The organism is Shewanella sp. NKUCC06_TVS (assembly GCF_019345515.1).
Lineage (GTDB): Bacteria > Pseudomonadota > Gammaproteobacteria > Enterobacterales > Shewanellaceae > Shewanella > Shewanella oncorhynchi.
The window spans coordinates 173525-199691 of the sequence record NZ_JAHKQX010000006.1 but is presented as its reverse complement, the minus strand read 5'-3'; the positions used below and the strand labels follow the sequence as shown (position 1 = coordinate 199691).

The 26167-nt window shown below is 42.3% G+C and carries 19 protein-coding genes; 10 read left to right on the top strand and 9 right to left on the bottom strand.

Going from position 1 to position 26167, the window contains the following annotated elements:
• Nucleotides 1–416 precede the first annotated feature (416 nt).
• Complete coding sequence (locus tag KO531_RS09065; protein ID WP_219250956.1) at nt 417–2420, bottom strand: methyl-accepting chemotaxis protein; 2004 nt, start codon at nt 2418–2420, stop codon at nt 417–419.
• 260 nt (nt 2421–2680) lie between these two features.
• Here KO531_RS09065 and KO531_RS09060 point away from each other — a divergent pair, with 260 nt between their 5' ends.
• Complete coding sequence (locus tag KO531_RS09060; protein WP_105251903.1) at nt 2681–2926, top strand: DUF465 domain-containing protein; 246 nt, start codon at nt 2681–2683, stop codon at nt 2924–2926.
• On the opposite strand, the gene KO531_RS09055 is transcribed toward KO531_RS09060, so the two are convergent.
• Together KO531_RS09055 and KO531_RS09050 are read right to left on the bottom strand one after the other, a co-directional pair.
• Nucleotides 2911–5991 carry an efflux RND transporter permease subunit gene (locus KO531_RS09055; RefSeq protein ID WP_219250955.1) on the bottom strand — a complete coding sequence of 1027 codons (3081 nt, stop codon included), beginning with the start codon at nt 5989–5991 and terminating at the stop codon, nt 2911–2913. The genes KO531_RS09060 and KO531_RS09055 overlap by 16 nt on opposite strands.
• 2 nt (nt 5992–5993) lie before the next feature.
• A complete protein-coding gene (locus KO531_RS09050; protein WP_219250954.1) occupies nt 5994–7100 on the bottom strand; it encodes an efflux RND transporter periplasmic adaptor subunit in 1107 nt (368 codons plus the stop codon).
• 139 nt (nt 7101–7239) lie between these two features.
• Between KO531_RS09050 and KO531_RS09045 the strand changes: the two genes are divergently transcribed.
• Together KO531_RS09045 and KO531_RS09040 are read left to right on the top strand one after the other, a co-directional pair.
• Nucleotides 7240–7869, top strand: a complete 630-nt coding sequence (locus KO531_RS09045) for a TetR/AcrR family transcriptional regulator (protein WP_219250953.1) — start codon at nt 7240–7242, stop codon at nt 7867–7869.
• Nucleotides 7870–7989: 120 nt separating this feature from the next.
• The gene (locus KO531_RS09040; protein ID WP_219250951.1) at nt 7990–8934 is read left to right on the top strand and encodes a DUF6268 family outer membrane beta-barrel protein; all 945 of its coding nucleotides are present in this window, start codon (nt 7990–7992) and stop codon (nt 8932–8934) included.
• 12 nt (nt 8935–8946) lie between these two features.
• Here the strand turns inward: KO531_RS09040 and KO531_RS09035 are convergent, their stop codons facing one another.
• The 3 genes from KO531_RS09035 to KO531_RS09025 form a co-directional block, all read right to left on the bottom strand.
• The gene (locus KO531_RS09035; protein ID WP_219250950.1) at nt 8947–9507 is read right to left on the bottom strand and encodes a chalcone isomerase family protein; all 561 of its coding nucleotides are present in this window, start codon (nt 9505–9507) and stop codon (nt 8947–8949) included.
• 299 nt (nt 9508–9806) lie between these two features.
• Nucleotides 9807–10286, bottom strand: a complete 480-nt coding sequence (locus KO531_RS09030) for a DUF2947 domain-containing protein (RefSeq protein ID WP_028761235.1) — start codon at nt 10284–10286, stop codon at nt 9807–9809.
• Nucleotides 10287–10404: 118 nt separating this feature from the next.
• Nucleotides 10405–12864, bottom strand: coding sequence for a 6-hydroxymethylpterin diphosphokinase MptE-like protein (locus KO531_RS09025; protein WP_219250949.1), 2460 nt, complete (start codon nt 12862–12864; stop codon nt 10405–10407).
• A gap of 406 nt (nt 12865–13270) precedes the next feature.
• On the opposite strand from KO531_RS09025, the gene pseB reads away from it, so the two are divergent.
• Nucleotides 13271–14272, top strand: coding sequence for a UDP-N-acetylglucosamine 4,6-dehydratase (inverting) (pseB, locus tag KO531_RS09020; RefSeq protein WP_105251911.1), 1002 nt, complete (start codon nt 13271–13273; stop codon nt 14270–14272).
• On the top strand, nt 14269–15417 hold the full coding sequence (gene pseC, locus KO531_RS09015) for a UDP-4-amino-4,6-dideoxy-N-acetyl-beta-L-altrosamine transaminase (RefSeq protein WP_168824500.1): 1149 nt from the start codon (nt 14269–14271) through the stop codon (nt 15415–15417). Before pseB ends, pseC begins: the two co-directional genes overlap by 4 nt.
• Before the next feature lie 81 nt (nt 15418–15498).
• On the opposite strand, the gene KO531_RS09010 is transcribed toward pseC, so the two are convergent.
• Nucleotides 15499–17199 (bottom strand): acylneuraminate cytidylyltransferase, encoded by a 1701-nt coding sequence (locus KO531_RS09010; protein ID WP_131523688.1) that lies wholly within the window; start codon nt 17197–17199, stop codon nt 15499–15501.
• Complete coding sequence (locus KO531_RS09005) at nt 17192–19114, bottom strand: glycoside hydrolase (RefSeq protein ID WP_219250947.1); 1923 nt, start codon at nt 19112–19114, stop codon at nt 17192–17194. The genes KO531_RS09010 and KO531_RS09005 overlap by 8 nt, the downstream gene beginning before the upstream one ends.
• 207 nt (nt 19115–19321) lie before the next feature.
• Here KO531_RS09005 and KO531_RS09000 point away from each other — a divergent pair, with 207 nt between their 5' ends.
• From KO531_RS09000 to KO531_RS08980, 5 genes are read left to right on the top strand one after another with little or no spacing between them, the layout of a single operon-like run.
• A complete protein-coding gene (locus tag KO531_RS09000) occupies nt 19322–20233 on the top strand; it encodes a class I SAM-dependent methyltransferase (protein WP_168824496.1) in 912 nt (303 codons plus the stop codon).
• 24 nt (nt 20234–20257) lie between these two features.
• Nucleotides 20258–21463, top strand: a complete 1206-nt coding sequence (locus KO531_RS08995; protein WP_168824494.1) for a class I SAM-dependent methyltransferase — start codon at nt 20258–20260, stop codon at nt 21461–21463.
• A gap of 16 nt (nt 21464–21479) precedes the next feature.
• A complete protein-coding gene (locus KO531_RS08990; protein ID WP_168824492.1) occupies nt 21480–23255 on the top strand; it encodes a 1-deoxy-D-xylulose-5-phosphate synthase in 1776 nt (591 codons plus the stop codon).
• Nucleotides 23256–23258: 3 nt separating this feature from the next.
• Nucleotides 23259–24014, top strand: a complete 756-nt coding sequence (locus KO531_RS08985) for a 3-oxoacyl-ACP reductase family protein (RefSeq protein ID WP_131523693.1) — start codon at nt 23259–23261, stop codon at nt 24012–24014.
• Nucleotides 24004–25221, top strand: a complete 1218-nt coding sequence (locus KO531_RS08980; RefSeq protein ID WP_131523694.1) for an ATP-grasp domain-containing protein — start codon at nt 24004–24006, stop codon at nt 25219–25221. Before KO531_RS08985 ends, KO531_RS08980 begins: the two co-directional genes overlap by 11 nt.
• A 60-nt stretch (nt 25222–25281) precedes the next feature.
• On the opposite strand, the gene KO531_RS08975 is transcribed toward KO531_RS08980, so the two are convergent.
• Nucleotides 25282–26142 (bottom strand): N-acetylneuraminate synthase family protein, encoded by an 861-nt coding sequence (locus KO531_RS08975; RefSeq protein ID WP_168824490.1) that lies wholly within the window; start codon nt 26140–26142, stop codon nt 25282–25284.
• Between the last annotated feature and the right edge of the window lie 25 nt (nt 26143–26167).

Here is a 26167-nt window from a genome sequence, read left to right as displayed (position 1 = left end):
TCCATTACTCCATTACTCCATTACTCCTTTACGTCAGGATCCTAAATCAAAGTCCCAAATCCCTTTCTTAAATGTTGCTCCTATCGTTTTGATGTAGTGCTGTTATAAAAAATGCCGCCCAGTTAGGGCGGCATTTAACGTTTGATAAAGCACTAACTCTGTATCTAACCTGAACTCGGGATAACGAGTGTCGAAAAATCTAAATTTAACAAATGAAATCAATTACATAAAATTATTCGTTTAAAGCGAAAAATCTATTTCCTGACTGAATGCGCAGATTTTTGCGCATATCAAGGCGCTCTGTCGTACGCCATAGCGAGCTATGGTTAGACAGAGCAACGCAGAGAGGCCCGAAAAGATGCCTATTCAGCGGCTCTGCTTATCCCGAGCTCAGGTTATCTAAGTCCGTATTTGAGTTAGGCCTTAAACTGGCTTATTTGACGTTTTAAGGCGGCGGCTAAGGAAGACAGTTCATTGGCAGAATGCACTGTTTCAGTGGCACGGTGCTCGCCTTCGTTAGCGAGTTCGCTGATCTGATGTAAATTGTGGGTTATCTCTTGTGCAACACTGCTTTGCTGCTCAGTAGCCGAGGCAATATTGCGTGAGCTAATCGCGAGTTCGCCAATCCTACGGGTGATTTCCTTCAGTTGTTCACCCGTTGCTTCACCCTGTGCTGCAGATTCCATTCCTAATTGATGACTTTGGCTCATTTGTTCTGTGGTGCTTTTCACTTGAGTTTGCAGCTTTTCAATTGTTTGGCCAATTTCTACAATGGATGACTGGGTCCGCTGGGCGAGAGTTCTCACTTCATCGGCAACGACAGCAAAGCCTCGACCTTGATCGCCTGCGCGCGCCGCTTCAATCGCTGCATTTAATGCGAGTAAATTAGTTTGCTCGGCAATGCTGTTAATGACTTCGGTCACCTTGCTGATCGCTTCACTTTCATGGCTGACTTTTTCAACCGATTGATGACTGTTACTGAGTTGCTGACTGAGTTTGAGTAAATCCTGCACCACTTTAGTCTGTTGGTTTTGACCTTCTTTGGCTGCGGCATCCACTTGCTGGCTTTGAACTGCGCCATCTTGGGCATGATTAGCCACATCACGGATCGAGGTCGACATTTCTTCGATAGCAGTTGCGATTTGATCCGTTTGTAGCATTAGGGCTTGAGCTTCTTCACCATTTTGCTTCGCGATGCTCTGTGCCTTGGAGGCCTGTTGCTCTAGACTCATGACTGAATCCTGCAATGCAATAATCAATTGCCTGAGCTCTGAGGACATAGTTGATACGCTGGTCGTAATTCGATCCACTTCGTTTTGACTCTGTGGTTCTGATGGCGCTAAGTGATGGCTAAAATCGCCACTGCCTAAATTTTCCATATGCACTTGGAGGGCATGCAAAGGTTTGAGTGCGCGAATTAAGACAACTGATAATAGCGCTGTGATCAGCGCGATCCCTGTGATAGCAACGATGGCGTTGATGGTGAGCAATTGCATACTTTCTTCATTAAGCTCACTTGCCTTGACTTGACCCACTAGCACCCAATTCCAGCCCGTTACGGTTTGGCTATAGGCAAACATAGGCTCATTTTTACTATTGTTGTAATGGGATTCCGCATCATTTTGGGTGGCATACGCAACACTTAAGCCATCAAGCATACTTTCGGTGATGATGTCACCTGCGTTGAACTTAGGATGGGCGACTAACACATTGTCCGCTTTGCGTACTAATAGAAAATGGCCACTTTCTTCTAAGGTGATTCTGTTAACTGCTTCTTGTAATTGTTTTAAGGAACTGGTGATGTCGAAGCCAATATATAAGATACCAATAACTTTGCCCTGTGTGTCTTTCACTGGACGATAGACTGTCATGTAGTCTTTGCCGAAAAGTTTGGCATAACCTTCGTATTCATTACCGCTGATCAGCACTTGATAGCCTGGATGTGTTTTGCCAAGGGAAGTACCTAGTGCACGGCTGCCATCGGCTTTTTTGAGCGAAGTCGAAACTCGCATAAAGTCATCGCCATCACGCACGAATACCGTAGCGGTACCGCCAGTTAGATTAGCAAAACGATCGACTTTACTTTTTGATGAGTTCACTTGTTCTTGTTCATGCATTAGGGCTGGAGAGCCGACTCCCATCACATTGACAGTTTTATTTTGCAGACTAAATTGTCCAGGATACATTTCCTTAAAAACATCGGCGTTGCGTCTCGCAAGCTGCAGAAGACTATCGTACTGCAGCTCTAACATGTCTGAAACTGCACGCATTTCAGATTTCATGGCACTGATACCTTTATCTTCTAATACATTTGAAGCGGCTTTATAGGAGACGGTACTCAATACGCCAAAGATGAGAAGAGTAAGAATAAACGCGAGGGCGCCAATTTGTTTTGCAATAGGCCAATTTTTATAATTCATCGTAAGATCCTATAGGTAACGGTTACATCAATGTAGCCTAAGTTTTACTCTGTAGTCTTGATGTGGGTCTAAAACTTCTGCAATTTTAAACTCATTTCGTTGATATTTTTGCAGTTTTAGACTTGGACTCATCGGCTTATTTTGCAGAAATGTTAGTAGATAACATGTCCAAGTACTGGCTGTATTCTGAAGGTATAGACTAAGCTGCTTAAGGTGAATGGAGTTCATAGTGTTAGAACCACATTATAGGAGAAGTGTATATGCTAGGTGAGAATCATGCGTTGGTTTATGAGTTTCCTGATTTTGTCGATCAAATTAAGCATTTAAAAGTCAATAATACTGCCTTTGCGACCATGGCTAGTCGTTACCATGAACTCGATAATAAAATTAGGGCGCTGGAGTTAACAAAAGTGCCCACCGCCGATGAGCACTTTTTAGCGTTAAAATTAGAGCGATTAAACCTTAAAGATAAACTGTACCAATATCTAGTTCATGATGCGATTTGAGCTTGAATCGTGGATGGGGTGTTCGCTGTACGGGTTCTCATCAGCAGCAAATACATAGTTGGAACCCACACCAGAGAAAGTAAAGTCGTCAGCAGGGTGCCGCCCGCGATAGCAATGGCAAAGGGAGGCCAAAACCCGCCGCCAGCAATGATGAGCGGAATAAAACCGCCCACGGTGGTAATGGTCGTTGAGCTGATATGACGACCACAGCTGCTGACGGTAGAGACTATGGTTTCCATATCGCCGAGCCGAGCGCTCGGCATATCTTCTAGTTCGGCCAAGATCACAATCGCAGCGTTAATGGCAAGTCCCATTAATCCAAGTAGTCCTATGATGACTGGGAATCCAAAGGGATACCCGAACACAAACACGGCTAATAGGCCAAGTCCTGCCGATTGTATCGCGCTCAATAGAATAATCGCTGTGAGCCTAAAGGAGTTGAACGACAGCACTACAGTGGCTAGTAACAAGGTGACGACCAACATCATATTGGACAGTAAATTACCGACTGCTTCGTTACGCTTAGCGCTTTCCCCTCCAATTTCAATGCGATAACCCGATGGCAACGGTAATTGAGCCACTTTATCTTTGACATCATTAAGTACTTGGGCAGGTAATACCCCACTGACGATGTAGGCTTCTATGGTATTAACCCTTTGGCCGTTACGCCTTGGAATGGCGCCGCGGCTCACTTGTACTTCATTGTGGGCGAGGGCGGATAATGCAACAGACTCACCCGAAGGTGTCATTAATTGAATTTCAGAAAGGCGGCTCACCTGCTCGCGACTGTCATCAGTAAGGCGAACTCGTACGGGTAACGATTCTGTTTGCTCAAGCACGCTGCCACCGATAACGCCTGTGGTTGACATTTGGATCTGTTTGGCAATGTCCGTCAGGCTTAACCCACTCATTAGACTGGCATCTTCATTTACCTGTAGCCACAGCTTAGGCGCACCGGCACTTAAGGTTGCACGTGTGTGAAGTACGTCCGGCGTTTGCGCGAGAATATTACGAACGTCGTCGCCCAATGATCGCAAAGTATCTAGATTCGGGCCGAAGATCATTAACTCCACTGGTGCATTAAAGGGCGGGCCTTGCTCGAGTTTTCGTACTAGTACTTGCGCTTCGGGAAAAGCGTTATCAAATTGCTGTTGTAATTCGGGGATTAACTCATTGGCACGCTCAAAGTCAGTCACTTTTACCATGGCCTGTGCATAGTTAGTCGCCCCTTGTTGGCGCTGCGTCAGGTTGTAATAAAATGAGGGCGTATTGCCGCCGACCACCCAATCGACTTGAGTGATCCCTGTGACTGCGTGGAGTTTTTTATCCATCAACTGCACTTGGTTCAAGGTGTTTTCTAAACTCACATGGGGCGCAAGATAAATTTCCATTTGGAACATGTCCCTGTCCGATGGCGGAAAGAATTGCTCTGTCATCTTACCCGAGGCGAAAAACCCTAATACTGGTGTAATGCCGATAAGTAGCGCGCTAACGATAGGGCGTTTAAGGGCAATTCTCAGGCTCGCTTGAAAATATTGGCTCACTAGCGGGAGGTTGATCCCGTGTTGATACCAGACATCCTGTTTACCTTCATGACTAAAACGTCCCGCGAGCCCTGCAATTAACGTATGGGAAATCACGTAAGAGCCCAGCAGCGCAAACATCACTGACATGGCAATGCCACCGACAAATTCCCCCGCAGCACCGGGCATGAGTACTATGGGGGCAAAAGCCAAAATAGTGGTGATAGTCGATCCCGCTAAGGGCAGCCAAAGGTGGTGTAAGGTTTCGCTCACTGCGGCTAAACGGCTCATTCCTTGCTGACGCCTTTGCGATATGGCATCGACAATCACTATCGCATTGTCCACCATGATCCCAAGGGCGACGACGAGTCCTGTCACCGACATTTGATGTATCGGCAGGCCGATATATTTCATGCAGGCCAAGGTAAACAGCGCTGTGAGCGGCAATGAAATCGCCACTATGATGGCGTTTCTTAAGCCTAGGGTGAGGAGTAATACCAGCAAGATGATGACAAATCCTTGCAGCAGGTTAACCACTAGCCCGCCAAGTCGTTCGCTGGTGTAACTGTTTTGCTCGAATAGCCATTGGATTTGGATATTGGCGGGGACTTCGCGATTGAGTTCGTCAACGACGTTATTGACTTGTGCTTGCCAAAGATCAACACGGGTATTATCGATCATTCGTACTGCAACCATTACGACTTGTTCACCATCGACTAACGCTATGCTATCCGCTGGGGTTTGAGCTTGGCGAGTCACTGTTGCTATGTCGCCGAGGCGAATAATTTGCCCTTGGCTATCAATTTTAAGCGGCACTTGGCGAATACGGGTTAAAGAATTAAGCTCGCCGGAGACTTCAACTAAGGCACGAAATTCACGATTATTGATTTCACCGGCAGCAATTTTACTGTCGGCGCCACTGAGAATATGGGCGATGGACGCAGGAGAGAGCTGTAACTGGCTCATCTTGTTACCATCAAGCTGCACTAGCATTTCTTCGGTCGGTGCGCCGTAAAGTTTGACAAAATCCGTGCCCGATAACAGCCTGAGCCGACTCTGTAATTCTTTTGCGTAGCGGTTTAGCATGTCGACTTGTACGGGCGTATTACTATTCCACACTAAACTTAAGATGGCGGTGTAGGCATAACCAATTTGATCATCGAGTGTGGGAGATTGTATGCCCTCAGGTAAATTAATTTTCGCATTGGCCAATAAATCCCGCGCTCGAGACCATACGGGAGCCGTTTCTTTAACTGTGTCTTTCAATTCTAACTGTATAACTGAAATCCCTGGTCGAGAGGTTGATTGGATCAACTTAATTTCTTCCAAACGTCTGAGCTGGTTTTCAATGACTTCAGTCACTAAGGCTTCGACCCGCTCGGCTGAGGCGCCAGGATAAGGGGTGATCACAGAGGCGAAACGGTTAGTTATGTGGGGATCTTCAGTACGCGGTAGGCTCGATATCGCACCAAAGCCTGCGACAAGTAATAGCGCAATAACGAGGCTGACTAAGCGGCCGTTTTCAACAAAGGCTTTAATCATAATTACCTCGTGACTGCAGTAATGGGAGATACAGTTTGGCCTACGACCAGCTTATGCAGCCCTTGGCTGACATAGATTTCATTAGGCTGAATCGCGCCTTGAATGTAGGCCATGTCTTGGGTGGTGTAGAGGATTTCCACATCGCGGCGCTCTATGATGGATTGCTGTTCATAGTTTGCGATGACATAGAGATTCCATAATCCGCGAATACCATCCGTCAGTGCGGAAATGGGTACCCAATAGCCCGGTTGCGGGATTTGCTGTTGTTGATGCAGATACGCAATTTCACCGTTAATCACACGGGCATCTTGGGGTAGGCTTATTCTCAGTTGCAGGGTACGACTGACGGGATTGACTTCAGCGCTAATACCGGCAATTTCAGCAGGAAAGGTTTGATCTTGCACGCTGACTTGCACTTGCTGTTTGGTGTGAAATTGTTCTGCTAGCGCAACAGGAACACCAATATAAGCTTCAGGATTGATGTTACCCACTAAGGTGAAGATAGGACTGCCCGCGGCAATCACTTCGCCAAGATTATGTAGCCTTTGGCTTATGGTGCCGTCAAAGGGCGCCACTAAGATGGATTTATCGAGCTTAAGTTGATTGGCATGCTGTGAGGCAAATAGGCGGTTTTTCGCTGCGGCTAAGCTATTTAATTGTGAGCGGTTTTCATCTAATAGCTGCTCAGAGACATAGCCCGATTTTTTCAATTCTTGATTACGTTTTAGAGTGCTGGTGGCCAGATCAACATCGGCTTGGGTTTGTGCCAGACTTGCTTGGATCTCTTGACGCTCGGCTTCGAGTAGCCGGGTATCGAGAACGGCAAGTATTTGTCCTTGCTTAACTTTACTCCCAGAATCGACCTGTAAATTGTTTAACTTCCCCGCTAGTTCAAAGCCTACACCTGTGGTATTACCTGCACGGATGGTGCCAGTGAAGGTCTGAAAGTGTTCATAACTTGGGGTCTGGATCAACGCTTGGCTTGTGACTGTGGGTAGCGTGGCTGTCGTAGCGTGTTCGGTGACTTCCTTTTGACAGGCGGATAATGTGGCTAAAGCAAACACGCAGACGCTAAGAGTGCGCCAAGAAAGTCGGGCAGTTCGATCCATTTTAAAGGCTTCCGCTGTAAGTTAAACGTTAATACTATGTAACTAGACTTGCTAGTCTAGTTGTGCGAAACTAGACTGTCTAGTCTATTTTGTGCTTAACTAATGCCAATTAATTATGTCTATCTATTTGAGAGTTGATATGACGCATTCCTCTGAGACGCAATTACCTTTGAGCCGTAGTGAACAAAAACGTCAGCAAGTCCTTGTGGCAGCTATTGATTTGTTTTGTCGTCAAGGTTTCCCTCATACCAGTATGGATGAGGTTGCAAAGCTTGCGGGTGTGTCGAAACAAACCGTATATTCCCATTACGGCAGCAAAGATGAATTATTTGTTGCGGCAATTGAATCTAAGTGTGTTGGCCATAATCTTAACGATGATTTGTTAAGTGATCCCACTAAGCCGGAATCGGCATTAACCCAATTTGCCTTGCAATTTGGGGAGATGATCGTCAGTCCTGAAGCTATTACTGTATTCAAAGCCTGTGTGGCGCAATCCGAAAGTCATCCTGAAGTGTCGCGATTGTTCTTTGACGCTGGCCCTAAACACATAGTGGGCTTATTGGCGAATTATTTAGTCGCTGTAGAGGCGTTAGGGCAATATCGATTTGGTAATGCTCACCATAGTGCAGTGCGTTTATGTTTAATGCTGTTTGGTGAGCTAAAACTTAAATTAGAATTGGGGTTAGCGGCCGATGAGCTTTTTGACGACAGGAATCATTATATATTGGGTTGTGCTGACATGTTCTTGAGGGCGCATCGGGTAGAGTAAAGGCTTGTTTGTTTCAAAGGTATTAGTTTGTATCTTCATTTTGAAAGTGTGAACCTTTTTATTCAATAGCGCGTATTATGCACAAAAATTTATCCATTATTTTAAATGCAAGGAGCTAGCGTGGCTAATCGAAAACTCGCACCATTAAGCGTAAAACAGCGGTTGCTGAAAGGCAGTTTGTTATTGTTACCGTTAATGAGCTGTGCCGCTATTGCAGCGGATAAACCTTCGCAGGAATACAAACCTTTTAGATTAAGTGTCACGCAGATCAGCACCCAGAGCGCCGAGGTGGCCAATGGCAATACTGAGCTACAAAGGGACAACTTATTACTGAATGCTGGGATGAATGTGTCGCTGGATAAGCAATGGTCGCTAGGCTTTCGTGTGGGCTATGACAGACTTGATTATGACTGGCGTAACATCACGCTTACTGGCGCAAACAATGTCGCACCGCTGTTTGGCACCGACGGACAGAATTGGGATCATATTAATCGTTACCGTGCCGGAGTGTCGTTAAATTATCGCATGGATAAACATTGGGCCTTCTTTTTAGCGCCGCAGATCCAATATGCCTACGCCGATACTGCATCGGCTAGCCAAGCTCAGAGTTACGGTATTGTGGCATCGGCCATGTATGCATTTGATTCGGGAAACATGATTGGCTTTGGGGTCGCGTATCTTAATGATATCGATGAAGTTCGCACTGTGCCTTATCTGGCCATGCGTTGGCAGATAGATGAACATTGGACACTGGCTAATCCATTCCAAGCAGGTTTTAGTGGTCCAGCAGGACTAGAGCTCAGTTATCAATTCAATCCTGATTGGAATATTGGTTTGGGTAGTTCACGTCGTACTGAGCGATTCCTTATTGAGGATGATGATATTGCTGTAGAAACGAACGAATGGGTGAGTTATCTGCGTGGCGGTTGGCGAGCAACGCCTGCTTTAACCGTAAATCTCTATGCTGGTTATTACTTTGATGGTGAGTTAGAAGTGACAAATCAAGCCGCGCTTGAAATGGATAACCAAGGCGCAGCGGCCTTGGATATCGAATTCAAATTCTAACGTTAATGTCAGTTATTTGCCCAGCATGGCCTCTTTGAGGCTTTTCTGGGCTGGCTTATCACCTAGCCAAATTTTTAACAATGCTTGACGGAACATTTCACCTTCGATGGTGGCTTGTTCCTGACCATTTTTATAGGCTGTCACGCCACGGGCTTTATTGGCGACTAAGGTAAATTGGTCACCTTCTTTAATTTCTTCCTTAAACAGCGCCATAAAGGTATCTATCTGCGATTGAATATCGGCGGTGTTTTCTGCCGTCGCTTGCTCAAAACCTTCAGTGATCGCATCGCGCATTTTTTCTGAGGTGATCATGCCTGAGGTAATGTTAAGACGTATCGCTGCAACTGGTGCATCAATAACCGCTGCTGTGCTACTCAATGCTGCTGGCAAATACAAACTGCCTACATACAAATCCATAAAGAACTTACTGCGAACGCCCGCGCCATTGAGCTGTAATGTTTGGCTATCTAATGTCACTGTCTCGGCGACTTGCACTCCTGAGACTTCTTTGGCCATTAATGTGTGGGGTAATAACAGCGCGCTTGCTAGGGTAAGAGTGGAGAGTAACTTCATAATACACCTCGTTTTTCTATTTTAATTATTGGATTTTAAGCAGATTTTTATGAGTATTTACAGCAAAAAGTTGACCCCAACTTCTCAAATACTCGGCACCGAAAACGGATGTTAATCTAAAGAAGAGGGGAGAGATAGGCTAATTGTGCTTACGCATCATTCGAAAATGGCTAATATGGCATACTCATCATTAAGTATGAGCATGCCAACAAGATGACTCCTCGCGCTAAACTATTGCGTAAAAGTGTTGGCGTAAAGCTATCGATGGGAAATCATCAGCGTTAAGCGCCTTGTATAAATTATCCGCGAGTGCCTAGCTTGTACTGACCACTCTGTTCGAACATCACCGCTTGTTTCTGTTTTGGCGAGATCAAAATGGGACCGTCGTCAAAGAAAAGAAAACACTTCCAATTGCGGACGAACACATCCCAACGAGTTTCAATAATCTGATATTTTTCATAGCAAAAATACACCGGCGTCTCATCGGGCCATTGTATAAACTCAGCTAACATGGTGGGTAAACTGCTATCTTCACTATCCCAAGCGCTCTGCCAATGATCTGTTTCCACCCAAGCATCAGCCTTCGCCGCCCAGTCTCCCTTAGTAAATTGCTCCGCACGACTACTCTTGTTGCTGATCCATTGGTTCCAGATTTCCATCGCACTTTTATCTGTTAACGGCAGGATGTGCGCCTTGTCCTCGTCGGTGACAGGCAAGTCTTTGTGGTTGAAAATCCACTTACGGCGGTAAGTTTCTAAAGGTATATAGGTATGAGCCAAACAAAATCTCCTAGGATATGCAGATGAGCAATGCTGAAACGAGGCTAATTATACGGTCTAGCGAAGTAATAGTGAAATCACCGAACACGAATATGCGAGTTCGGTGATCTTGAGCTTGTTATTGCGAGACGTTCATTAGTCTTGCGAGTTCAGATAAGTAATCACGTGCCACTTGATTATCGGGATCGGCATTAATTGCATTAGAAAATGCAGTATGTGAAGCTTCTATTTGATTGATTTCAAACATGAATAACCCAAGTTTTATCCATGTTTGTGTATCTGATGGATACTTCTCTAGGTAATCTAGGTAGACATTAACTGAGTCTTGAATCTTGCCTTGGAGTTTTAAAATATGTGCATACTGAGGCATGTACTCATCACTATAAGCCAAAATTTTGACTAGAGTTGCTGTTGCAAGCTCAAGGTTACTTAGTTTGAGCGCCAGTAAAATAATATGCTTTAACTCCATCTCAGTACAAAGTTCTTCAGGCAGAGCAAGTAAAGCATCTAATGCCTGTTGTGGCTGTTGTTCAAGGCTGAGTTGGAATGATAAGGCGAGGTGATACAGCCTTTTAGCTTCATTGTCAGATTCAATTAAGGGGAATAAGTTTTGGACTGTAAGTGATAATCCATAACTATTTTCATTCGAGTTTAGTCCCATAATTTTTTTATAGACGCGTTCCATTCCAGAGGCTTTATTTAGCGTATCGATATAAGCTTTTCGTACTTGAGTGATATCTTCTTCAAATTTATCTTTTAATTGTGAAAAAATAAAATTTTCATGCGAGTCAGATAATGCAACTTTATGGTTTTTGCACCATAAGAAAACTCTACCAGGTTGATGGTTTTCTAGCCAGACAGGGGCGAGTGGAGCTAATGAGCTAGAATCAATTTCTAATATTCTAAAAACTATTTTTTTGTAAGATTTTATTACTAGTTTAAGAATGTTATGGCAGGTCGTATTAAATGCATCATAGTAATTTATAGTCATTTTATTAATGTGTGATTGAGTCCAATTTTCTGTTTCTCTTGTAGTTAGAAACTTTGAAAACTCAAGATATCCATAGGTTTTAATTAATCTTGTTAGCTCTGGGTACTTTGAGTTTATACTTTTTTCAATCTTATTGACTTCATCAAGTATGACATCAGAGTTCAATGAGTTTAAATTGAGTTTTTTAGATAGTGCTAACGCTTTCTTTGTTAGCTTTAGTAGCTTGGTGAGATCGTCTTTAGCTTTTTTACATTCATCTAATGTTTGTTCTAAGTCAATTTTTTTATTTTTGGTGTCGCACTTTTCTAGGCAAGAAATTATTTTACTACCAAGTTCATCAAGAATAATATTTTTAGTAGAAATATGAGAAATGCCTTCGATTTTTGCAGCATTTTTTGACAAATTTATAAAGTCAACATTAGGATATTTTTTAGCCTCAGATGCTAGTGACTCCATCGCATGGACAAGCTGTATTGGAGTTTCAGCTTGGTAGCCTGCATAGGTTTCGACCCATTTATTATTATGTCCTAAATTAGGGCCTAGATTAGCTTCAACTGTTCCGTTTGCATGAGTGTATCCAGATCTTGAGTAACAATAATCAACACCACTTAATAGTATTTTTTTGAACCCCATCTCAACAGCTAGGCGAATCGAACTATTAGTAACTGTCGGCCCGACAGTAATGATGTTGTCGTGATCCTTTTTGCCACTCCATGGATATCGTTGACCTAGATATATACTTTGTCCTTGCCATTGTGAAAGTACTTTTGGACTAACGTGGTAAGAGTTTACTAGAAGTGTGTTTTCACTTAATGCAAAAATTTCTCGACTAACATCAAAGCTAAACTCTTGTGGATCAACGCAAGTGATAATATCAACTGAAATAGAGTGTTTAGCTAGCTTACCTGCAATACGCGACACTGCAATAATGAAAAGATTGTCACTGTTCTTTATTATCCAATCAATATGCTCATCAAGTGAGGGGCCGCCAGCAACAACCAAGCAAGTCTTCCCTTCAAATTTGTTTCTAAGAAGCTTTGCAGGTGTGTGATTGTCTGGGATATTCTCTAGTTGAGTCTGAAAGAATATTTTTTGGGTGAATAAAATCCTATGATTAAAATATTCATCTTGGACTTTGTTTTCTATTCTGCTAAATAGTGAGTTATAGGATTCTAGGTGTTGGGATGTGACACCAAGAGAAGCATAAATCTCATACTCTCCTTTAGCGAGATATATTTTTATATCCTCTTGTTCTAACTGCTCTAGAAAATCAGTTTCATTTACTACCTTAAAGTTTTTTTGCTTAGTTGACGGGATATCTATAATTAATAATGGTAGCACTTCATCCAATTCGATAAATATAAATTTAGACCCTAAAGCGATTTCCTGTTCTAATGCATAACTTGCTAGCAGTCCTGAGTCCATTCCAATAATAATATTAAGCTTATCTTTAATCGAAAATGCCTTTTTAAACTTATTGTTATAAATTGTTTTTGAGTCAAGATTTTCAAAAGTATGGCGATTTATGCTAGGTAAATAGTATTCATTAAATCGACTTATTGCGAAACTATTCAATATTTTGTTCATTAGTTATACATTCCTATTGGTCGGCAAGTAAGTCAATACGAGCTCTTATCTTATATGCCAAGGCAAAAAATTGCTCAGGTAGAAAACAGCAATAAATGCGCCATGTTATTTTTTTGACAGTTTATATTGACATTTAGCCCTCAGGTGTTGATTGACTAGTTAGAAAGGGCTGACTTGATGCAATAAAGTCGAAATTAGCCTATAAAATCATGTAAATTTTACGAGTAACTACCTATACTAATAGAGCTTTATAGGTGAGTAAACTACGTTCTAGTAATGATTTTATGCCATGTTGGCTTGTTTTTTGCTTTGATTTAATTGCTTTAGCAGTAAATCGTCAATTGTATAGGTTGCTACGGTTACATTATCAAGATGGAAAGCTAAATTGAGCCACTGGGGAGGCCCTATGTTTGATAACAAAACAATTTTAATTACAGGTGGCACTGGGTCATTTGGGCAGAAATACACAAAAACAATTTTAGAAAGGTATAAGCCCAAACGGTTGATCATTTTTTCCAGAGATGAATTGAAGCAGTTTGAAATGCAGCAGATATTTAATGCTCCCTGTATGCGTTATTTCATTGGAGATGTGCGTGATGCCGACCGCTTAATGCAAGCATTGCAAGATGTCGATTATGTTATCCATGCAGCAGCATTAAAACAGGTACCTGCTGCAGAGTATAATCCTATGGAATGTATCAAGACAAACATTTATGGTGCAGAGAATGTTATTAAGGCAGCTATTGCCAATAAAGTAAAAAAGGTGATCGCCTTATCGACAGATAAAGCTGCGAGTCCAATTAATCTTTATGGTGCGACAAAGTTGGCTTCTGATAAGTTATTTGTTGCAGCCAATAACATCGTAGGTCCTGGGAAAACACGCTTTGCTGCCGTCAGATATGGAAATGTCGTAGGTTCTCGTGGTTCCGTCGTTCCTTATTTTAAGCAGTTGATTGCTAATGGTGCTTCATCTCTTCCTATTACCCATCCCGATATGACACGCTTTTGGATTACACTCCAAGATGGTGTTGATTTTGTTCTTAAAAATTTCTCTAGAATGCAAGGTGGAGAAATTTTTGTACCTAAGATCCCTTCAATACGAATTTCCGATTTAGCGGATGCTTATGGTAATGGATTACCACATGAGATCGTAGGTATTCGTCCTGGTGAAAAAATGCATGAAGTTATGTGTCCAGGTGATGATTCTCATCATACGATAGAATTCTATGATCATTTTGTTATCACACCATCAATTAAATTTTTTGGTCGTGAAAGTGATTTTACAGTTAATGCTTTAAATGAAGTTGGCACTTTAGTTAATTCTGGCTTCGAATATAACTCTGGTAGTAATGTTCATTTTTTAACAGTCGAAGAAATATTAAAACTAGATGAGGAGTCATGTTCATGATTCCATATGGAAGGCATGATATTAATCAGGATGATATCGATGCTGTGCTTGCGGTATTGAAATCAGATTACTTGACACAAGGTCCAGTCGTTCCTGTGTTCGAACAGGCTGTGGCACTGGCTGTTGGTGCAAAATATTCAGTAGCAGTAAATAGTGCTACCTCAGCATTACATATAGCCTGTCTTGCATTAGGTGTAGAAAGGGGGGATTTAGTCTGGACATCTCCTATTACGTTTGTCGCATCAGCAAATAGTGCGCTTTATTGTGGCGCTGAAGTAGACTTTGTTGATGTGGCTCCCTATACCGGTAATATGTGTCCTAAGGCTCTGGCAACAAAACTGCTTCTTGCTGCAGAGGTAGGAAATTTACCAAAGGTGGTTATTCCTGTTCATCTATGCGGTCACAGTTGCGATATGCAGGCCATTTCGGCACTCGCTGATGAATACGGATTTAAGGTTATTGAGGATGCTTCACATGGAATAGGCGGTAGCTATCAGGGTCATAAACTTGGCAGCTGCGAATATTCGGACATTACAGTTTTTAGTTTCCATCCGGTGAAGATTATTACCAGCGCCGAAGGTGGCATGGCAATGACTAACTGCGCAGAGTTGGCAGCAAAAATGGCTCTCTATCGGAGTCATGGAATAACCAAAGTACCTGAAATGATGCTTAGGCCTGATGAAGGGGACTGGTATTACGAGCAGCATTTACTTGGGTTTAATTATCGAATGACGGATTTACATGCTGCTCTGGGACTATCACAAATGAGTCGTCTAGATAATTTTGTGACTAAGCGAAATCAATTGGCTGATATCTATGAGCAAGAACTAGCAGGTTTACGACTGAATGCTGTTGACCCTATACCAGATTCTATCAGCGCTAGACATCTCTATATGGTACGGCTGCAACATGCGGATCAACGTCGTATAGTTTTCGATACAATGCGTCGTAATGATATTCAAGTGCATGTGCATTATTTTCCTGTACATTTGCAGCCATTTTATATTGCTCTTGGTTTTCAGACTGGCGACTTTCCTAATGCTGAACGTTTTTATGAAGAAATTCTCACACTTCCTTTATATCCCACATTGGACCGGTCTGAATTGCAATATATCGTAGCTACGCTTTTTACTTGCATAAGTTAATCTATGCTAGCCAAGTACCATTTCGGCAGCCTCTGGCTGCGAGTAGCATATATCAACTTAAATTTTGTATGGTTCTAGACACTATTGTTCCAATAGCCGTTGAATATCTTCCATCAGATTTATCATACCTGCGTGGTCGTTAAATACTCTGCTTGCTTCTTTTTGTAGTTTTTGTCTTGCGTTGCAATCACTCAATAAAGCTTCAAGTTTTGAGATTGCATCAGGAAGGGAACTACTCGTAAGGCAGCAGTGCTCTTTGATAAGCAATTCGAGTTCTACGCTATCACACAAATGTTGTGTCGGGAGTAATATGCTAGCAGCACTTGAGAAGATGGATTCGAATAGTGACAAGCCATAGCAAGTTAAAATAATTTCTGACTCTGCGATTAACTCATGAAGATCATCGGGATCTGTCAGTACGCTTATTGTTGAACTTAATGGCAATAAGGGGGGGGAGGCCAGTGGTCCTTGTACCCAAATAATAGGCCAATCAGTACAAAGTGTTGATAGTAGCGTGGGTAAAATGGTGCCGTAAGCAAGTGCATCACTGCCACCTGTTAATACAAGAATTTGGTGTTTCTTTGTTTGTTGGGGCATTGAAGAAAATAGATAGTTTTGCCAGCCGACAGAGACCTTAGGATGCTGAAATGATTTATTGAAGCTAGGGATAAATAACCAATCAAGCTCATTTATAATTGATATGAGTTTATCTATCCCTACAATTTTAGTATTTTTATCTCTGAGTGGCTGGAGTGTCTTTCTAAGTGCTGGAAGTGAAATAAAGTCTGGATGTAGATCAAGTAGAATGAGTGGATTTGGATCCAAAATCATGGCTGTTAGCAACTCATTTTCATTCTTATACCAGTGAAGTCGAGGTGATGTTTTTTCAAGTTGTGGTCCTTCATATTGGACGTGTACTATGGCCCCAATTCCAAGATACTCTTGCAATGCATCGGCAATCGATTTGGACCGCTTGTAATGTCCCAAGCCAATAGAGGGTCCTAGATGACAATAGATACTGGCCTTTGCGTACAGTTTATCTGCCGCTTTCTGTTTCACATGATTGTTGATAGCCGCTAGCATTGGATCTTCTAATAACTGTTGTTGCACCCATGCTAGGCTGACGATGGTGTCTACAGTATGGATCTTGTACCAACGGCGATATACTTCTTCCATAAAGCGATAGTCGGCTTGAGTATCTACTGATATTCGGTGTTTTATCTGCGAATAATTTGCGCTATCGGTAATACTTAAGCAGTCAAGCACTGGGGTGATTCTGTCCGCGTAACCCACGTGCTCCCTCGACATGGCACATTGGCTTACAGACATCAGTTTTTCCCATCCTTTGCGACTGTAAAATGCCATGCCTTCGTGAATAGAGATGACTCCATCATGGAGTTTGATGCTGTCTTTGCCCGAAGCCTTAAGCCTTGTCAGGGCATGATCGATAAAATCAGGAGCAATGAGTGGGCAGTCACCGCAAATATAGATAATAAAGTCAGGTGCTTGTCTTTGGATTATGTTATCGAGTCGTGCCATTAGATCGTTAACATCTCCTTCAAAAGGATGGCAACAAATTTGGTGGGTATGTGCCCAATTTATGAGAGGTTTATTAAAATCATCAGCAGTGGTAGCCAGTTCAAAACTATTAACCTCTTGGCACAATGCTAGGCGGCGCCATAACTGTTCAATTAGCGGCTTCCCTGCGAGCTCTAATAAGTGTTTGCCTGCGAGACGACTAGAGTTAAGGCGAGCACCAACAATTGCAAGGGCTTTAGACATGACAAGGTCTCATGGTTGGGGTGATACAGATGGCAAAGTTGAGTAAATGCCCCCCAGATTTTAGGGTTTCATCAGCTTCAGCAAGGGAAAACCACAGACGGTTCAAATATTGATTGTTAATTTTTTTACTTGAGATCATTGGCAGTGCTGCACAGTTGGCAGGGTTCCAACTGATGTGTATTCCCCGAGTCTTACTGCCAAAGCTGATGGTACCATTTGTAGCGCCTAGTGCACTTGAGGAGGATACGATGGAAGATACTGCGGCTCCTTGATCCATGTCATCAGTAATTTGGAAAAACTCATCTTGGTTTCCACCTAAACGTGTTTGGTACCATGCGCGTTGTTCGCAGTCTAATAAAGTCATAAAACCAAGACGTACCGAGGCTTCGGGCCTATGGCTGTCCTCAAAACAAAACCCAGTGTATAAGCTTTCGCTATCCAGTTTATACCATTTAATTAGACCGCCACTGTTTAGCGATTGTTTACAAAAGATAATAAGGCAGCTATCCAGTTCACCTAGTTGATATTCAACTAGGTTGAGATCGGTCACCCTGTCTCTATCACGAAAGCGCTCGAGTAATAAATGGTTGCTATAAAAATCAGCTCCATAGCTGATATGATCGAAATAGCCATGTGAAAGAGTGCCTATAATGGGTTCAAACCCTTGACTGGAAAAGGCTAGAGTATCAATAGCAAGACCTCTATTACCATTGAGAGTTAGGTATAGATAAGGTGTTCGGATATGCAGTCTGCGTCGTTCCGCATCGTAATCTAGTATTACATCTGCTCTGGGAATCCATGGAGCGAAAGTTGGTGACTTTGAGGATGGTGTCGTTAGCTTTAGCGCGTTATAGCGATTTTTTGTTAGATGGGTTCTAAGATCGCTGGCCCAAAGACGGCAAAGGTTTCGCCATTCACTATCATCTGCATTAGGCTTAATTTGGAGTGAGGCGAGGTGTTTATAACATTGGGTATTCAGCAACAGATCGTTGCGCCCGCTTAATCCCCAACGGCACAGATTATATTTGGCTTGTTTTTTTACCGAGACGGGATGATGGGCATTAGTCAATTTCAGTGGTTTGCTCGGCTGCCAAAGCGACAAAAGGCTGGATGGGCATACCCATCGATACTTTTTCATTTCTTTAATAGCATTAAATAATGTTTTAACTCGCTGCCATTCACCTGTTACTTCATTGGCTTCTGTTAGGTAGCGCCCTGGACGAAAATCAAATACCTCAGCATCGCTGCCATACACGGGAAAAGCGATTGTGCCGGGTTTAAGTACTTTGAGCAGATAATTGAGGTAATCTTCCTGTGTTAGTTCTCCATGAACATAACGCTGAAATTTTTGAAAGGCTATAGCGTGGTTCCAGATAACTTTAATTTTTCGGCCGCTCGCGCTTACTAGTGACTGAGGGCGCTCAAGTAACTCAGTGTGCCAGTCAGGATTGTGGGAGAAAGGATTGTCCCACTCTACAACCACTGCTTCGAAACCTTCATCAATATATATATCTAAGAGACCTGCTGAGACCGCCTGCTCATTGAGATAGGCAATATTGGGTTTAATTCCTAGCTCCTGCTGGTAGTAGTCTTGGCCAAGTCTTAAGTTGATTTGGTTTACCTTGGCAGGAATAAGCGGACCAATGATCTGACTATCGCCACTGGCTACTAATTCGCACTTGCCTAATAATAATAATGACTTGAACGCATTGATCCATTCAGGATCTACAGCCTTAATTGCTTCGAGGGTATTTGCTGTCATTTCTAAGCCAAGGGCTACGTCATCTTGGGCTAATTCCAGTAAGGGCCAGTAACAACGTTTAACTACCTCGCCATGCTTCTCATTTTCAATGGATGAGAAGGCAAGGTTTAAGTGGAAAACCGTATACAGGGCAATGGATTGATCCTTTGGCATTTTTTCACTTACCCTTTAATTATTTAGCCAATAATGATAATTGAGTTTAAAAAATTTCAGAAGCAATATATGTACCGCTAGTGAGTAATCAGATGCTAAAATCTTAGCAGCTACAGGGAGTTTGTTACAACTTCATATTAATTGGCTTGAAATTTGCTGATTCTTGGAAAAGCCAAATTAGTGACGCCGTCCATTTGAGGAATAGAGATGCATCAAAAGACTTCTGAACAACACATCGGACATCTTGTCGATGATGTTAATGGTTTCCAAGTGATTGAATGTCAAAGTTGCGGTTTCAAGCACGTGCACCCTCTTCCTACTCTAGATGAACTTGAAAACATATATAGGCACGAATATTACACTACGAATAAGCCTATGTTTATTAAGGAAAGTGGTGAGGATAATTCTTGGTGGGATCAGGTTTATGCTGATCGTTATGAAACATTAGAGTATTTCTTAACGGATACATCACGACGTATTTTGGACGTGGGATCTGGCCCAGGGCATTTTGTTAATTATGGTCGACGGCATGGATGGACTGCATTGGGAATCGAGCCGTCAGCGCAGGCGTGCGAGCATGCAAGAGGTTTAGGAGTAGAGGTTGTTGAGAGTTTTTTTAATCAAGAGACAGTCAATATTCTCGGAAAATTTGATGCAATTCACGCCAACGCTGTCCTTGAACACATACCAAATCCTAGAGAAATGTTGTCACTATGCAGAGAAGCACTAGTACCCGGTGGTATTTTGTGTGTTGTAGTTCCAAATGACTATAACCCATTTCAGGAAACGCTTAGATCTTATGAAGGTTATCGCCCTTGGTGGGTTGCTCCTCCACATCACCTTAATTATTTCAATTTCGAAACCTTAGGTAATTTGCTTGCTTCTGTCGGCTTTGATGTTGTCATGAAGGAAACAACCTTTCCAATAGATATGTTTTTGTTAATGGGTGACAATTATGTTGAGTCACCGGAACTAGGACGTGCTTGCCATAAAAAGCGTATGAGATTCGATACCCAGATGTCGAAGGCTGGTAATAATCAAGTCAAAAGAGATTTTTATCGAGCGCTTGCCAGCGTAGGTATGGGGCGAGAAGTTGTCCTTTTTGCCAAAAAATTATAGATAATATGCCATGTAGGGGTAGATATGAGTAATATCAAAGTATTGATTCAGGCAAGTTCTCGCTCTTGGGCTGGAGGTAGAGATATTTGCATGGGATTGGTTGACGGTGAAATTGCCATTGTAAGGACAATTAAGCGTGCATTGACTGCATTTCCCGAGGCTCAGTTTTGTTTAGTTGCCCCAGAATTTGATCGTGGCGGCGAGCTAAAAGGGATTGTTGATGAAATTGCCGATAAACGATTGCAAGCATTTTATGGATTTGATGAAAGCCCTCTCAGACGTATGGTTGCTGCATCAAGCGAGTTGAATGATGATGATTTCATTGTCCGAGTGGATGGTATTCATTTCTGCTTCGATACTAATCTTAGTCAACAGATGGTTAGTCTCGCACAAAAAAATAATCTTGATTGTATCAAGCTACCTGCTGACTTTCCTGTTCATTTTAGCTCTGAAGTCTTTCGTGTCGGCGCACTTCGGGTGCTGGTTACAATTCTTGATAAACCTGAGTTAGCAAAATTTCACGTTCATCCTAAAACTTATTTTGAACTCAATCGATATGATTATAAGTTTGAACATCTCGAGTCCTTACCTCAATACACGGATGACTATTTAAGAGAGTGTAGGCAGTTGGCACAAGCTATCTATGAGATACCACGTCAAGAAGTGAATAATCATCGGATTGCTTCGGGTGACAGGCTTGGTTATCACTATCAATTAGCGCTTAAATACCTTAAGTCCAATATGAAAGTATTGGATATAGCTTGTGCTGATGGTTACGGTGTTCGAATGATGTCGACATCTCTTGCCACGGTGCACGGAGCTGATCTAGATCCAGAAAGTGTTGCTTACGCTAAAGCTCATTCATCTCAAAAAAATGTTGAGTTTTTTGTTGAAGATATTACTGACATGTCCTTCGATGATGATAGTTATGATGCAGTTACCAGTTTCGAGACATTAGAACATGTGTCTGAAGAGGCTTGTTTGAAAGAGCTACAACGTATCATTAAACCTGGCGGCATGTTAGTTCTAAGCACACCGCAAAACAGTTATGGTCATATTCCAGTGAATTCTTGCCATATAGTCGAATATAGTTTGGATTATCTTCTGAACTTAGTTGGACAGTATTTTCACATTGTTAAAGTGATTGGTATTAAGGCTGGCATTATACACGATGATGCTGATCCCTATGGCACCAATACTGTTCTTGTTTGTATAAAACCTATTCGTTAATTTTTAAGGATTTTTTATGGCAGCCATTGATTATATTGAGTTTGTAGGCTCTCCAGCTGAACTTAAAAAATTGCCAATTGAAGCTCTGGATGGACAGGCCGAAAAAATACGTTGTTTTTTGATAGATAAAATATCTGCCACCGGTGGTCATATTGGTGCCAACCTTTCAGTGATTGAGCTAACCTTGGCAATTCATTTTGTTTTTAATTCTCCTTTTGACAAAATTATTTTTGATACTGGTCACCAAGGATACACCCATAAGCTTTTAACTGGGCGCCGTGCCGCATTTGACTCCCTTAACACTTATAAGGGGATGAGTCGTTTTATCGCTAGGGAAGAAAGTGAGCACGATACTATCGACGCCTCGCACGCTGGTACATCAATTTCATTGGCGACAGGTATCTCTGCTGCGCTTAAAAGCAAAGGAAGTAGGGACTTTACAGTTTCAGTCATCGGAGATGGTTCTCTAGTTGAAGGAATGGCATTTGAGGCTCTAAACTTTGGCAGTGTAGATCGGGATGCCAAACTTATTCTTGTGGTGAATGATAACGAAATGGCAATAGCACCGTCAGTAGGCGGTGTTAGGCAGCTCACTATTGGTGATAATTGGCAAGAAAAATCCCAACACTTTTTTGAAAGTTTAGGTTACGGCTATTTGTCTGTTGCAAATGGTCATTGCACAAAGTCTCTTGTTCAGGCTCTTAAGAATGCAAAGACTCTTGGGCGTCCTACAGTAGTGCATATCAAAACTCTAAAAGGAAAGGGGTTAGATTGCGCAGGTTCTCATCCCTATAAAATGCATTTTTCAATGCCTTTTAATCCAATGACTGGTGAAGGTGCGTCACCTACAGTTGCTGGAAAGACATTTGCGGTTGTTTTTGCTGAAAAATTAGCTGCACTTATGGCATTGGATCCTGATATTCATGTTATCACTCCTGCAACACCCTATGCTTCGTCTTTGGATGGTTTATTTGCCTTGTTCCCAGGTCGAGTCATAGATGTTGGAATGGCGGAGCAACATGCTGTTGGAATGGCTTGTGGTATGGCGCTTGAGGGATTAAAGCCTGTAGTATGTATGCAAACAACCTTTATGCAAAGGGCCTTCGATCAGTTGTTGCATGATGCTTGTTATATGAATTTACCCATCACTGTACTGGGCGTCAGGGCTGGTTTTGCGGGATACGATGGCTCTACTCATCATGGGATTTATGATATTCCGTATTTAAAATCATTCCCGAATATGCAAGTAGAATATCCGATTAATAGTATCGAGGCGCAGAGATTGTTGGAAAGGCGTTTAGTTTCGCCTGTGGGTCCCATGGTTATTTTGCATCCCTATGAGCCTTTAAGTACTTCAGAGCCTGATACTGGAGTTCTTAGCAAGGGGATGTCTATCGCCGCCAAAGGTAAAAATGGTTATATTATTTGTCTTGGAAATACTTTGGCAAAGGCTTGGGAACTCAAATCACTATTGGCAAATTTAGGTAAAACGTTTGGTATTATTTGTGTTCAGAGCATCAAACCTTTTCCTGTAAATGGCATTCTCGATTTGTTGGTTCCTGGAATGGACATTATCACCCTTGAGGAGAGCGTATTAGCGGGGGGCTTTGGTTCTGTATTACTTGAGACCATAAGCGATTCAGATATTAGTCTCAGGGTTTTTAGAAGTGGTGTCGAAGATAGTTTTATAAGGCCAGGAAGTAAGCAAGAATGTAGTGATGAAGCTGGTATTACTGTAAAACAGATAGTGGTGAAAATCCAGCAGCGTTGGATCGAATATCAAGAGGAATAACGAGTGGGTAGACTCACAGGTAAAGTGGCGCTTATCACTGGTGCATCACGAGGGATCGGTGCAGGTATTGCTGAAGCTTTTGCCAGCGAAGGCGCTGATTTAATCATTAATTATCGTACAAATGATGAGGCGGCTTTTCGTGTTGTTAGTAAGCTTAAGAATTTGGGGCGTAAAGTGGTCGCGATCCGTGCTGATGTTTCTAAGCGAAGTGAGATCCAAAATTTGATACACCTAGCGCAGATTGAGTTCGGTCGCATTGATATTCTGGTAAACAATGCTGGTATTAACCAAAGAGGCTGGTTTGATGAAGTAACTGATGAGGCCTGGGATATGATAATGGGGACCAATCTCAAAGGCCCCTTTATGTGCTGCCAGGAAGTGTTTCCTTTGATGAAGGCTAATGGCGGCGGCAGAATTATCAATATTTCTTCTGTTGCTGGTCAGTATCATGGACCGAAGACTGTGCATTATGCGGTATCAAAGGCTGGGTTAAATAGCCTGACTAAAGTACTTGCACGTTATGGCGCTGAGTATAATGTTCTTGTTAATGCAGTGGCGCCAGGATTGGTTAGAACAGATCAAACTGCTGATGAAATAGATTCCCCTGCAGGAGCTAGAGTGCTAGATATGACTTTGTTGAAAAAAGCGGGAAGAATTGAAGATATTTCAAGTGCCTGCGTATTTTTAGCATCGGATGAACAACAATATATGACAGGGCAAATTCTTGCGGTTAGTGGAGGAGCAATTCTTGACAATTGAAGTAAAAAATCTCCTACTTTTAGGTGCGAGTGCCGATCAAGTTTTTGCCATCAAGACAGCAAAGGCGATGGGTTTGCATGTCATTGTTGTAGATGGGAATCCCAATTCTCCAGGATTTGCGCTTGCCGATCAGTATGCGATTGTCAGCACAAGAGATTTACCAGGGCTTAAAGCTTTTGTTGATCGATTACAAATAACTGTTCACGGTGTGGCGGTAATGGGTAGTGATATTTCTCAGTATGTATCTGCTCTTGCCGAGTATCTTTCAGTGCCTTGTATTCCTTTGGGAACTGCCCTGATTACAACAGATAAACTTCTTATGAAACAACATTTTGCTGAAAAAAATGTTGCTATCCCTTGGTTTTCTGCCGTTGAGAGTTTTGAGCATTTATGTATTCTGGTGGCCGAACGCGGTCTACCTTTAGTGCTAAAACCAGTAGATCGGTCTGGTGCCCGGGGAGTGTTTCTTTTGAAGGAGGGCATGGATATAGAAGCTTTATATCGGCGTTCAATAGAAGAATCGTTTAGTGGGCAGGTTATCATCGAAGAGTATCTACAAGGACCGCAGGTTAGTACCGAAACGCTTTTTTATCAAGGAAAAGGATATACTGCGGGATTTGTTGATCGTAACTATGAGATGTTGGATGTTTTTGCCCCCTATATTCTCGAAAATGGCGGTTGGCAACCAAGTCGTTTATCCAAATTACAGCGAATTGAAATCGAGAAACTTATTGATGATGTTGCTAAGGCATTAGATATTGAAAACGGAGTCATCAAAGGTGACATTGTTTATACTGAGACAGGAGCAAAGGTTATCGAGGTTGCAACTCGACTGAGCGGTGGTGATTTTTCTGAAAGTCTTGTTCCTTTGGGGCTGGGAATTAACTATGTACGCACTGCGTTAGAAATTGCACTGGATATTAAGCCTGACTTTGAGGCCTTAATCCCAAAACAAAATCAATTTGTTGCTAATCGATATTTTTTCCCTGAAAAAGGTCAACTCATTGGAATTCATGGAATTGAACAAGTTAAAATTCAGAGTTTTGTCAAAAAGCTAGAGTTTTTTATTAATGTAGGTGAAAAAATACAACCTATTTGTAGTCATGCGGATAGGGCTGGTGTTTTTATCGTCACAGCGGATTCTTTAGAAGAGCTAGAGAAGCGAGTATCGTGGGTTTACAAGACTATTAAGTTTGACATTAGCTAAAGCTATAACTAAACACCTTGTATGGTACTCGGTGTTTAGTTATGAACGGTGAATGATTGGCTAAAAATACGGCCTGATGTGTTTGAGTGGACGTAATCCATCAAGGGGATCCGCTCGCCATTCTCTATCTGAGGCTTCACTAGCAACAAATTGTTTTTCTGGTTTGCCATCAATCACATTGGCTAATTTTATACCTTGGATTACGGGTGCTATCTGTTGTGGCAGCCAACAATGTCCTGAAGCATATTCATCGCCTTTTTCATCTAAATCTAAATGAAACTCTATGACATCGGCTCGCCATTTGTGTACAGCTCGGTTAAGTACCGCACTAGAGACAGTATGATCAGACCAGCCAACGTTAACTTGATAGCGGTTTCTAAAGCTTTCTAATACCGCAAGATTACATTCATTCTCAGGAGTTGGGTATGCCGATACGCAATGGAGCAAGGTGATGTCTTTCGCGCCATTTTCTTTTAGCGTGAGTACCGCTTGATCTATCTCTTCTAAAGTAGCCATGCCAGTTGAAAGAACAACAGGTAATCCCGTTTTTGCACAGGCTACTAGTAGATCCGTCCATAACAATTCGTAGGAGGCAATCTTATAAAAATCGACATAGGGTTCAAGTTCTGCCACTGCATCTAAGTAGAATGGTGTACAAGAAAACTGAATGCCATATTTATCACAGCTTTGTTTTAATTCAGGCAAAAAACTGACTGGGAGCTCCCAATCTTTGCGCTTTCTATGCGTTTCACTTTTAGCCAGAATCTCGGGAGCGAAAAGTTGCTCTATTTGGAAAAGCTGAAATTTTACGGCATCGCAACCAATGTCTGCAGCAGTTTTGATAAACTCAATGCAACGCTGTAAGTCTCTATGATGGTTGCTGGAGACTTCAGCGATAAAAATAGGTGAATGTGTAGTCATAGTTACTCGCAAATGGCTCGGTATA